Below are 13,330 nucleotides of genomic sequence, written 5' to 3' on the forward strand. Positions count from 1 at the left end.
AAATTGCTGCCGGATCGGAGGTAATTCTCCGGAAGCGGTTACTGGCTGCCTTTCATTCCGTTCCTCTGCATGACCCCGGCTTCCCATGATACCCAGGGCGGCGATACCCACCGCCCCGGCCAACCTCCACTCCGAAAACGCCATGCTTCCCCTTTTATGAAAGTATCATGCAAGGGAGTCCGGCTTATACAACCACCATAACCGGGTGATCCACATATATATCCGTGGAACCTAACGAGTAGTGATTGTACGCCTCTCCATTTATGAGCGTCTGACCCTGGAATACCGCGCCCGTCATGGAAACGGTATCTTTCGAATCGCCATTGATCGTCAGTTGATGAGCACTTTCCGTAGCACGTATAACGCCTGCCTCCGTCAGGTTTATCTGCCTTCCACTATCGCCCGTGCCGAGATCGATAATCTCGATATTACGGATGTTCGTGGCCGTGCCCAAATCCAGCACCAGGCCGGTACCGCTGTCGATCAGAAGTGTATCCGTTCCGGTTCCACCATCGATCAGGATGTCGGCAGCGTCATAGACGAGCGTGTCATTCCCCGCCCCGCCGTTCAGGGTATCGGCCCCGGCACCGCCACGCAGGAAGTCGTTGCCATCGCCGCCGTTCAACACGTCGTTTCCGCCATGGCCATAGAGGCGGTCGTTTCCGGCCGTGCCGTTGAGCACATTGGCAAGGCCGTCCCCTTCGATCACGTTCGGCGAACCACTCGCGTTCAGCAGGCTGAGATCGAGCAACGTTCCCGTCGAGGACGTAGACGAAAGGTTGGTGGTGTCGGTCGCGGTGATGGATACCGAGTTCAGCAGATCGACGCCCAGCAGCGAGACGTTCTGCTGGAAGTGGACCGTATTGAGCAGTTCGTTGATCGCCAGATTGTCGATCGTGCCGCCGCCGATCGCGGTGATCGTCAGTGTGGAAGTCGGCGCGACGATGCCGAGCAGACCCGCCGTGTTGGTAATGCTGATCTGTAGACCCAGTTCGGCAGCCAGCGCCGAGGATGCGGTCAGGGTATAGGCACCAAGGCTGAGGGCCAGCAGCGGGGCATAGCGCACCTGCACGCTCTTGAGGTTGTTGTTCGGATCGTAGGCCGTCAGCGACTGGGTCCTGAGATCAATAAGGCTGAGCGCTTCGACGCCCACCAGGCCGAGCAGCGAAGTGCCCGAGGATTGCACCACGGGCGCCTGCTGCGGGATAGCGGTAATCGCCACGGCCTGCGAGGTGCTGGGACCGATATTGCCCGCCGCGTCGATCACGCGGGCAAGCACGGTATGCGATCCCACCGCAAGGCTTCCCGCGCCGTAGAACCATGTCGTGCCTGAAGCGGTGGCATTGACCCATGTTCCACCGTCGACCTGGACCTGTACCCGCTCACCCACGCCAAGTGCGGCACTGAGCGTTCCCCCGATAGTCGGCGAGGTGTCCTGCGTGCTCCAGTCGCCCTGAGTGCCGGTATCCGTGGTCAGAGTAGCGAAGGTGACGGTCTGAACCGGCGCCACCGTATCCACCGTCATGCCGTAAGCGTTGGACGCGCCGCTGACATTGCCCGCCGTGTCGGTGGTGACCGCGGTGAAGCTGTGCGCGCCGTTGGCAATGGCGGTCGTCGGCGTGAAGGTCCAGATGCCGAATGCATTCGAGGTCGTACTGCCCAGCAGCAACGAGCCGTCGAAGACCAGAACGACGGTATTGGCGGCGGCCGTGCCCGACAGCGTCGGGGTCGTATCGTTGGAAGTCCCGCCATTGGCGACGGCACCCAGATTCGGTGCGGCATCGTCGGTGATGCCGGTGATCACAGGGGGCGGCGGCGCGGTGAGATCCACCGTTATCACGAAGGACGAAGACGCGCTGCCGGTATTGCCCGCTGCATCGCTTGCCACTGCCGTGAAGGTATAGGTTCCCTCGGTCAGTGCCGTGGGCGGTGTGAAGGTCCAGTTACCGGCGGCATTGGCCTGGGTCGTGCCGATTGCCACCCCGCCCGACAGGATCGTTACCGTCGACCCTGCTTCCGCCGTCCCGCGCAGCAGCGGCAAGGTGTCATCGGTGACACCGCCGGTCAGGACGAGGCCTTGCACCGTTCCCGCATCGTCGGTTGCGCCGGAGATGACCGGAGCCGCTGGCGAGGTTGTGTCGATGCGCACGGAATAAGCCGAGGATGCCGCGCCCTGGTTGCCTGTGGCATCCGTTGCGCGTGCGGTGAAGCTGTGGTTGCCCTCCGGCAGCAGCGTGCCCGGCGTGAAGGTCCAGCTTCCCGTCGCCCCGGCGTTGACGGTGCCGATCAGATTGCCGTTGTCATAGATGGAAACCGAGGCATTGGCTTCCGCCGTTCCGGAAATCGTCGGCTGGGTATCGTTGGTCATGCCGCCGCTCGGCACAGTGCCGAGTTGCGGCAGGAGATCGTCGGTAATCGCGGTGATGACTGGAGCGACCGGGGGCGTCGTGTCGATATTGACGACGAAAGCCGCCGAGGTGCCGCTCAGGTTCCCTGCCGGATCGCGTGCGGTTGCCGTGAAGCTGTGCGCACCGTCCGCAAGCGGCGAGAGCGGCGTAAAGGTCCAGGTTCCAGATCCGCTGACGAGGGCCGAGCCGAGAAGCGCACCGTTGTTGTAGATGAAGACGGTGGAATTCGCCTCTGCCGTGCCGGACAGCTGCGGCAGGGCATCGTCGCTGAGACCGCCGGTGGCGATCGGCCCTTGCGATCCGCCGACATCGTCCAGCGCCCCGGTGATGACCGGAACGTCCGGCGGGGTAAGGTCGACGGTCAGGTTGAAGGCCGCCGTCGCCCCGCTCTGGTTGCCCAGGGCATCGGTTGCCGTCACGGTCAGGGCATGATCGCCGGCTCCCAGCGGTGTGGACGGTATGAAGGTCCAGGCGCCCGAGGCACTGGCCAGCGTGGTGCCCAGCAGGGTCTGGCCGTCATAGACCGAGATGAGCGCATTGCCCTCGGCCGTTCCCGTCAGGGTCGGCAGGGTATCGTCAGTCGCTGCGCCGCTGGTGAGCACGCCCAGGACCGCCCCGACGTCATCGGTGACACCTAGCAGGACCGGCGTACCCGGCGGCGTGGTGTCGATGGTAAAGGTGAACGTCGAGGAAGCCGGGCCTTGCGTACCGGCGATATTGGTTGCCACCGCCGTTAGCGTGTAGGTGCCGTCGAGGAGCGCCGTATTTGGCGTGACGCTCCAGGTCCCGCCGGCCACAACGACCGTCGAACCGACGAAAGTGCTGCCGTTGTAGATCGAGATGGTATCCCCGACCGAGCCGGTGCCGCTGAGCGTGGGCTGGCTGTCGTTGGTCGCCCCGCCGTTGGCGATCACGCCGACACCCGGCGTCGCGTCATCGAAGGCTCCGGTGATGACGGGCGCGACAGGCGTGCCCGTCACGATCGTCAGCGAGAAGGCAGCCGAACTGCCGCTGACATTGCCGAGCGCATCGGCGGCCGTGACGGTGAAGCTGTGCGGCCCTTCCGGCAGTGCCGCAGGCGTGAAGGTCCATGTGCCGTCGGTCGCCGTCGTCGTTCCCAGCAGCGTGACGCCATCGTAGATCGATATCGTCGATCCCACTTCGGCCGTACCGGACAACGTCGGCGTCGTGTCGTCAGTGCCGCCGCCGTTGACGATCGGTCCCAGCACTAGTCCGACATCATCGGCGGCACCAGTGATGGAAGGTGTCGCCGGAGGCGCCGCATCAACCGCAATCGTGGCCCCGACGGACTGGTTGCCCGCCGCATCGATCACCACGACATTGACGAGGGTTCCATCGGCCAGCGGCGGAACCGGCGTATAGCTCCAGACGCCTGTTCCGTCCGCCTGAACGGTGACCGGACCCGAAACCGCACCGAAATCGATGCTGACGGAGGCGTTGGCCTCAGCCGTGCCGCTCAGCGCTGCGCCGTTGCTGGCGGCAACGATCGGCTGGGGCGGAGGGGTGACGTCGACCGTAAACACGATCGTGTTGCCGCTGATGCTTTCAATCCCGCCGACCGTCGCGGTGGCACTGATACTGTGCCCGGTTTCGCCCAGAGGCACGGTCGGCGTGAAGCTCCAGCTGCCACCGGGACTGCTGATCGTCGTGCCTATGACAGCGGCGCCGTCATAGATCGTGATGAGCGCATTTGCGCTGGACGTGCCGGTGATCGCCGGGAACCTGTCGTTGGTCACGCCGTTGTCGGCGATCGGCCCCTGGATATCGCCGACTGCATCGGTGATCGAAAGCAGCACCGGGATTTCCGGCTGCGGAATCCCGTTGTCCCAGTCTACCAGGCCGGAACCGGGCAGCGAGCCGTTGCCTGCCGGATCGGTGGCGATGGCGGTCAGCCCGGCGCCGTCTGGGGCCCGGCCGGGCAAAGTGATGATCCATTCGCCGCGGCTGTTGACCACCGTGTCATAAGACGTGGCATCGCCTGCCACGAACAGGGTGATCGTCGCCCCGGCTTCGCCGGTTCCGGTTACGGTATTGCCGTCGCTGAGATTGATGACGGGCGGGTTGGGATCGGTCAGGTCGATGATGACCGTGTAGGCCGGAGACTGCGTGCTTTCATTGCCCGCGGCATTGGTCGCGGTGACGGTGAAGCTGTGCGGGCCTTCCAAAAGCGTCGGCGAATAGGACCAGGCGCCCGTCGTCGCATTGGCGACGATCGGTGTGAGGGGAACCACTTCCGTTCCATCAATGAAGAGCGTGATGATAGCGCCCGGATCGGCGGTGCCGCTCAGCAGAGGTGTATCGTCGTTAGTGCTGCTGCCGCTGGCGATGATGAGCGGAGCCCCGTCGTCATTGGTGATAGTCGCGATGCTGGGCACCGACGGCAAGGCTGTGAGCACGGTGAACTCGAAGGCCGCACTGGGCAGCCCCAGATTGCCCGCGGTGTCGATGGCCGCGAACGTGAGGCTGTGGAAGCTGTCTGAAAGCGGCGCGGAGGGCGTGAAAGTCCAGGCGCCGCTGGCATTTGCCTGGACCCTGCCGATCTCGCCACCGTTGTCGTAGACGACGATCGTCGCGTTCGCCTCGCTGCTGCCGGTCAGAACCGGCAGACTGTCGTCGGTGGTATCGCCCGAGCCGATCGGACCGAGGACGGCGCCTTGATCATCGGTCGCCGTCAGGAGTTGCGGCGGTGCCGGTGGGTCGAGATCTACCGCGACAGTGGTGGGCAGCGAACTGTTGCCAGCCGGATCGATGGCAATGACGACGATCGGCGTGCCGTCGGGCGGGTTGCCCGAAAGCGGATAGCTCCAGTTGCCGTCCTGATCGACCGGCGCAGTGACCGCCGCAGCCCCACCGATCGAGATCGAGACCGTCGAATCCGGCTCTGCGGTTCCGGTCAGGGTGCCGGTGCCGTTGGTCGGATTGACTGTTGGCGCATCGGGATCGGTGGCATCGATCGTGAACGTGAACGGTGCTGTGGCCGGGCTGCTGTTACCCGCCGCATTGGACGCGCTCACCGTGATGCTCTGCGGCCCTTCGCCGAGATTGAGCGTGGTGCTCCACGCGCCGGTGGGGCTGGCAGTGACGGTGTCCACCAGCACGCCGTTGTTGAAGATCGAAATGGTCTCGTCCGCACCGGCCGTGCCGCTGAGGAACGGCGTGGTATCGTTGGAAAGGCCGCCCTCGACAATGGCGCCTACATTGCCCGGCTCGTTGCCGCTTACGATATCGACAGTCGGTATTGCGGGCGGAACCGTGTCCACCGTCACCTCGTATACGTTCGAGGTGGCCCCGGTATTGCCGGCCACGTTCGTTGCCGTGGCGTTGAGGTCATAGGCCTTATCCGGCAAGGGACCGGTCGGCGTGAAGCTCCAGAAACCGCTACCATCGGCAACGGTCGTGCCCAGTTCGGTCGTACCGTCGTAGATCGTGATCGTGGCATTGGCATCGGCGGTGCCGCTGATCGTCGGCAAGGCATCGTCGGTAGTACCGCCGGGTCCGACATTGCCGAGAATGAGGCCCGCATGATCCTCCACCCCGGTAATGACGGGCGTGCCGGGCGTGCCCGTATCGACCGTGAAACCGTAAGCTTCGGAAAGGCCCCCGACATTGCCGAGAGCATCTTCGGCACTGGCGGTGAAGATATGGACGGTATCGAAAAGCGGCACGGTGATCTCGAATTGCCATGCGCCGGTGGCGGAGGCCTCGGCCGTGCCAAGCGGCACGCCGTTATCGTAGATCGTTACCGTGGCGCCCGGTTCGGCGGTGCCGGTTATGACCGGAAGCGGATCGTCGGTGCCTCCGCCATTGCGAACGTTACCGATCTGGTCGCCCACCGCATCGATCACGCCGGTGATGACCGGGGCGGCGGGCGGCGTCAGGTCGATGACGATACTGTCGGTACCCGAAACATTCCCCGCCTCATCGATCGCAACGACCGAGACCGTCACACCGTTCGCCAGCGGCGGATTGGCGATATAGGTCCAGACCCCGTTGCCATCCGCCGTGGTGAAATCGTCGGCTATACCGTCTCCGGTAAAGTCGAATTCGATCCGGGCATTGGCCTCGGCAGTCCCGTTCAGGACCGTGCCTGCGCTCGGCTCCACGATCGGCGCATCGGGCGCGCCGGTGTCTACGAACAGCGTGAACACGCCCGAAATCTGGCTGGTGTTGCCAATCACATCGGTGGCGGTAGCGGTAAAATCGTGCCGCCCTTCGGAAAGACCGCCAGGAGGCGTGAAGGTCCACCCGCCGCTGCCGTCCATGACCGCCGTACCGATGGGCACCCCGTTGTCGAGGATGGTCACGGTGCTGCCGATGGCCGCCGTTCCCGAAAGCTCGGGCAGGACGTCATCCGTATAGTCCTCGCTGCCCAGCGTGCCGGTGTAGCGGCCCGTGCCGTCCTCGGCCGCATCGATGGACGGCGCGGCGGGACCCTGTGTCGTCACCGTCACCTGGAACGGTGCGGACGATACTGTCACCCCGGCAGCATTGGTGACGCTGGCGGTGAACAGATAAGTGCCTTGCGTCAGGGCCTGGTCCGGCGTGAATGTCCAGTTCCCGAAGGGGTCCGTCGTGACCGTCGTAACCGGTACCCCGCCCTGTGAAATCGTGACGACGGCATTCGGATCGGCCGTGCCGGTCAGCACCGGCAAGGTATCGTCGCTCGACGCCCCGCTCAGGAACGTACCCTGGACCAGGCCGACATCGTCGAAGCCCGAGACGATGACCGGCTGGGTCGGTCCATCGGTATCGACCGTGACCTGATAGGGTGCGGACGATGCGCTGGTATTACCCGCCGCATCCGATGCGACGGCCAGGAAGCTGTTGCTGCCTTGCGGGAGGTCCGCGCCGGGGGTGAAAGTCCAGACGCCGAGACCATTGGTCCCCGCGGTTCCGAGCAAAATGCCGTTGCTGTAGATCGAAACGGTGGAGTCCGGCTCTGCCGTCCCGGTCAGAACCGGCCGGGGATCGTCGGTCAAGCCGCCGGGGCCGACATTCCCACTCTGCGGCCCTGCATTGTCCGCGATTTGCGTGATTGCGGGAGCATCGGGCGCCGTCGTATCGACGACCAGCAGGAAGGATGCGGGATCGCTCTCGTTGCCGACGGCGTCGGTCGCAGTGATCGTCAGGTTGTGGTTGCCCTGAGGCAGCGGTGCCTCGGGCGTGATGGACCAGTTGCCGTCACCATCCGCAACCGCAGTGCCGAGCAGCGTCGTGCCCTCGTAAATCCGAATGACCGCGTTCGCTTCCGAAGTGCCCGTGAAGACCGGGCGCGCATCGTCGGTCGGCGTGCCGCTGACAATCGGCACCTGCTTCGTCCCCACATCGTCGAGCACCGGCCCAATCGAGGGCGCAGCGGGAGCATCCGCATCGATCGCAGCGTTGGTCGGGGCGGAAACGTTCCCGGCGGCGTCAATAGCCGTCACCTGGATCGGGCCACTGCCGAGCGGTGAGGCCGGCGTGATGCTCCAGGCCCCACTCTCGCCCACCTGCACCGTTTCGACGACGCCGCCGATTGTGACGCTGACCGTCGTCCCCGGCTCGGCGGTGCCCGAAATCGTTTCGCCGTTGGACGGGTTCACCAGGGGGGCATCGGGCGGGAGAGTGTCGATCGTGAGCGTGAATGCAGGGGACGGCAGACTTTCATTGCCGTTCGCACCCGTTGTGGTCGTGGTCAGGCTGTGCGGGCCATCGGCCAGTGGCGCGGGGATACGGAAGCTCCAAGTCCCGGCTCCGCTGACGCTTGCGGTGCCGATCCGAAGGCCGTTGTCGTAGATCGTCACCACTGATCCCGGATCGGCAGTTCCGCTCAGCAGAGGCTGGGGATCGTTGCTGGCAGCGCCATTGCTCAGAGGCCCCTGCACCGGGTCGATACCGTCGGTGACCGAACCGACGACCGGCTCGGTAGGCACGGAAGCGTCGATCGATGTGTCAACCGTAACCGGAGAAGGCGCCGTGGCATTGCCCGCCGGATCGACCGCCACGACGTTCACTACCGCGCCGTCCGGCAGCGGTGATGGGAAGTTCACCACCCAGGCACCGTTCGGCGCCACTGTCGCCGTCAGGTCCGCATTCCCGTCACCGTCGATATCGACCAGCACTGAAGCGCCGGGTTCCGTCGTCCCGGACAGCGTTTCGCCGTCGGTCGGGTTGACGGTCAGCGCCGGGGGCGAGAAATCGAGCGTCACGACATAAGTCGTCGATGGCCCGCTGACATGGCCGACCGCATTCGTCGCGGTAACCGAAAAGCCGTGAACGCCTTCAGCAAGGGCGGATGTAGTCACGCTCCAGGAGCCGGTGCCGCTTGCGGTCGTCGTACCGACCAGCGTTTCGCCGTCATAGACCCGGATGATCGAGCCCGCTTCCGCAGTGCCGTTGATAGTCAGCGCCGGGTCATTGCTGACGCCGCCGCGTACGACCACGCCGGTAATGCCCTCCACATCGTCCACCACTTCGACGATGCCCGGCGCGACCGGAACCGTGGCATCGACGACGATGGAAACGGGCTGGGTGCTGTTGCCCGCCGCATCGGTAGCGGTGACGGAAATCGTCGTGCCATCGGCAAGCGGACTGCCCGGAATATAGATCCAGTACCCTGTACCGTCGGCCTGCGCGAAGGCGTCGGGTTCGCCGTTACCGTCAAGATCGATACCGATCGTCGCGCCCGCTTCGGCCATACCGGAGATCACCGTGCCGTCGGTCGGGTTGAGCGTCGGCGCTTCCGGCGGGCTGGTATCCACGGTGAAAGCAAGGGGCGCCGAGGGCGTGCCCTGATTTCCGGAAGCGTCCGTCGCCGTGAAGGTCAGGCTATGCGGTCCTTCGCCCAGCGGCACCGAAGGCGTGAAGGTCCAGCTGCCGTTGGCCGCTACCGTGGCGGTGCCGATCTGCACGCCGTTGTCGAAAACCGTCACTACCGAACCCGGCTCGGTCGTTCCGCTGATCGTTGGCGTGGTGTCATTCGTCGAACCGCCGGACGTGATCGGACCGACGACCGGCTCGGCATCGTCGGTTGCCCCCGTCACCACCGGAGCGGCAGGCGGCGTGGTATCGATGCTGCTGTCGACGACTGTGCTGCCCGAAGCGGAAACATTGCCCGCCGCATCCGTTGCAGTGGCGCTGACGATCGTGCCGTCGGCCAGTGGCGCGGGGAGCGTTGCGCTCCACGATCCATTCTCGCCGGCAATGACCGTGACGTCAGGAACGCCGTCACCATCGGTGTCGATACCGATCGTCGCGCCCGGTTCCGCCGTGCCGGAGATCGTCGTGCCATCAGTCGGGTTGAGCGTCGGTGCGGCAGGCGCGCCGGTATCGACCGTGAATACGAAAGGCTCGGTGGCAGCGCTCTGGTTGCCCGCAACATCAGTCGCCTGGAACGTCAGGCTGTGCGGGCCGTCTCCCAAGGGCGTCGTCGGTGTGAAGGTCCAGCTACCATTGGCCGCTACCGTGGCGGTGCCGATCTGCACGCCGTTGTCAAACACGGCGACCACCGAACCCGGTTCGGTGGTTCCGCTGAAGGTCGGCGTGGTGTCGTTCGTCGAACCGCCGGCCGTGATCGCACCGACGACCGGCTCGGCATCGTCGGTTGCCCCCGTCACCACCGGAGCGGCAGGCGGCGTGGTATCGATGCTGCTGTCGACGACTGTGCTGCCCGAAGCGGAAACATTGCCCGCCGCATCCGTTGCAGTGGCGCTGACGATCGTGCCGTCGGCCAGTGGCGCGGGGAGCGTTGCGCTCCACGATCCATTCTCGCCGGCAATGACCGTGACGTCAGGAACGCCGTCACCATCGGTGTCGATACCGATCGTCGCGCCCGGTTCCGCCGTGCCGGAGATCGTCGTGCCATCAGTCGGGTTGAGCGTCGGTGCGGCAGGCGCGCCGGTATCGACCGTGAATACGAAAGGCTCGGTGGCAGCGCTCTGGTTGCCCGCAACATCAGTCGCCTGGAACGTCAGGCTGTGCGGGCCGTCTCCCAGCGGCACCGAAGGCGTGAAGGTCCAGCTGCCGTTGGCCGCTACCGTGGCGGTGCCGATCTGAACGCCGTTGTCGAAAACCGTCACTACCGAACCCGGCTCGGTCGTTCCGCTGATCGTTGGCGTGGTGTCATTCGTCGAACCGCCGGCCGTGATCGGACCGACGACCGGCTCGGCATCGTCGGTTGCCCCCGTCACCACCGGAGCGGCAGGCGGCGTGGTATCGATGCTGCTGTCGACGACTGTGCTGCCCGAAGCGGAAACATTGCCCGCCGCATCCGTTGCAGTGGCGCTGACGATCGTGCCGTCGGCCAGTGGCGCGGGGAGCGTTGCGCTCCACGATCCATTCTCGCCGGCAATGACCGTGACGTCAGGAACGCCGTCACCATCGGTGTCGATACCGATCGTCGCGCCCGGTTCCGCCGTGCCGGAGATCGTCGTGCCATCAGTCGGGTTGAGCGTCGGTGCGGCAGGCGCGCCGGTATCGACCGTGAATACGAAAGGCTCGGTGGCAGCGCTCTGGTTGCCCGCAACATCAGTCGCCCGGAACGTCAGGCTGTGCGGGCCGTCTCCCAGCGGCACCGAAGGTGTGAAGGTCCAGCTACCATTGGCCGCTACCGTGGCGGTGCCGATCTGCACGCCGTTGTCAAACACGGCGACCACCGAACCCGGCTCGGTCGTACCGCTGAAGGTCGGCGTGGTGTCGTTCGTCGAACCGCCGGCCGTGATCGCACCGATGACCGGCTCGGCATCGTCGGTTGCCCCCGTCACCACCGGAGCGGCAGGCGGCGTGGTATCGATGCTGCTGTCGACGACTGTGCTGCCCGAAGCGGAAACATTGCCCGCCGCATCCGTTGCAGTGGCGCTGACGATCGTGCCGTCGGCCAGTGGCGCGGGGAGCGTTGCGCTCCACGATCCATTCTCTCCGGCAATGACCGTGACGTCAGGAACGCCATCACCATCGGTGTCGATACCGATCGTCGCGCCCGGTTCCGCCGTGCCGGAGATCGTCGTGCCATCAGTCGAATTGAGCGTCGGTGCGGCAGGCGCGCCGGTATCGACCGTGAATACGAAAGGCTCGGTGGCAGCGCTCTGGTTGCCCGCAACATCAGTCGCCTGGAACGTCAGGCTGTGCGGGCCGTCTCCCAGCGGCACCGAAGGCGTGAAGGTCCAGCTGCCGTTGGCCGCTACCGTGGCGGTGCCGATCTGAACGCCGTTGTCAAACACGACGACCACCGAACCCGGTTCGGTGGTTCCGCTGAAGGTCGGCGTGGTGTCGTTCGTAGCGCCGCCTGACGTAATCGCACCGACGACCGGCTCGGCATCGTCCTGCGCACCGGTAACCACCGGCGGCGCCGGAACCGTCGTGTCGACCGTGAACGAGAAGGGCTCGGACGGCGCGCCCGTATTACCGGCCGGGTCCGTGACCTGGAATGTCAAACTGTGCGAACCGTCTCCGAGCGGCGACGAGGGCGTGAACGTCCAGTTGCCATCGGCTCCGGCGGTTGCGGTTCCGATCTGAGTCCCGTTGTCGAAGACAGCCACGACCGACCCCGGCTCGGTGGACCCGCTGAACGTCGGCGTGGAATCGTTCGTATCACTGCCCGCAGCGATATCCCCGGTCACGACGGGAACCGGCGGCAGCGTTGTGTCGACGGTGAAAGTGAACGGCGCCGATGCAGCGCCCTGATTGCCTGCGGCATCCGTTGCCTGGAATGTCAGGCTGTGCGGGCCGTCACCCAAGGGCGTCGTTGGTGTGAAGGTCCAGTTACCGTTAGCCGCAACCGTGGCGGTGCCGATCTGCACGCCGTTGTCAAACACGGCGACCACCGAACCCGGTTCGGTGGTTCCGCTGAAGGTCGGCGTGGTGTCGTTCGTCGCACCACCGGAAGCGATTGCGCCGACGATCGGGTCAACGTCGTCCTGCGCACTTGCCAAGACCGGCGCGGCGGGAGGTGCGGTATCTACCGTGAAGGCGAAGGGCGCCGATGCCGCGCCCTTGTTTCCGGCGGCATCCGTCGCCTGGAATGTAATGCTGTGCGGACCGTCGCCCAGAGGCGTCGTCGGGGTGAAAGTCCAGTTGCCGCCAGCGCCGACCGTCACGGAGCCAATCTGCGTGCCGTTGTCGAAAACCGCCACCACCGCGCCTGCCTCGGCGGTGCCGCTGAAAGTCGGGGTCGCATCGTTGGTTGAAGCGCCTGCGACGATTGCTCCCGTTACCGGTGCCGCGTCATCGGTTGCGCCTGTCAGGACAGGAGCCGCAGGGGGCGTCGTATCCGGCGGTGTACCGGGCGTTCCACGTCCGCCGCCGCCACCTCCGCCGCCCGCGGCCGCCGCCACGGCACCGCCGAGGCCCAGAGCGCCGAGACCGATGAGCAAACCGCTGCTGATACCGCCGCCACCTGCGGCTGCCGCCCCTGCTCCTGCTGCCGTCCATGCCGTCGCCGCATCGAGCGGAGCAAGATCGTAACTCAGCGCCTCGCTCGTCAGGTCACCGGGCGCGACACAGGCCGTATCGCTCAGAGTGACGAGCCACTGCGCGCCGCTCGACGGATCGTCCAGCGAAAGCTGACCGAGATCTTCGGGCTGGCAGGCGAAATAGCCTTCAAGACGAATGCTGGAACCGTCCGCGAATTTCAGGATCAGGTCGTCGCCTTCGCGGACCATCGATGCGACCGAATTCGGAGGGGCGTCGATCCGGACATTCGAGTCGATCGGGACCTGTATCCGGGTTTCCCCATTTCCAGCGACCGATGCCTTGGCGGCCTTAGTTTCCCGATTCACGATCTCGACCCGCTTGTCCATCTCGTAACTCCCAACATGAACGTCGCCCTGAAGCGACGCATTCGTTTGTCGGCCTATCGAAATGAACTGCGCACCAAGGGCTATGACAATTTGGTTATCTTATAAAGCTGACAGCCAATCGCCATG

Annotated in this window: 1 protein-coding gene; it reads right to left on the reverse strand. The window is 65.2% G+C overall.

Going from position 1 to position 13,330, the window contains the following annotated elements:
• Positions 1-184 precede the first annotated feature (184 nt).
• On the reverse strand, positions 185-13,204 hold the full coding sequence (locus ACZ1II_RS05380) for an Ig-like domain-containing protein (RefSeq protein WP_465143387.1): 13,020 nt from the start codon (positions 13,202-13,204) through the stop codon (positions 185-187).
• Positions 13,205-13,330 lie beyond the last annotated feature (126 nt).

This window comes from Novosphingobium sp. BL-S-20, from assembly GCF_055521635.1.

Excerpts from the sequence above, each read along its gene's own strand:
- ACZ1II_RS05380 (WP_465143387.1), bottom strand. The coding sequence starts at position 13,204 with ATGGACAAGCGGGTCGAGATCGTGAATCGGGAAACTAAGGCCGCCAAG.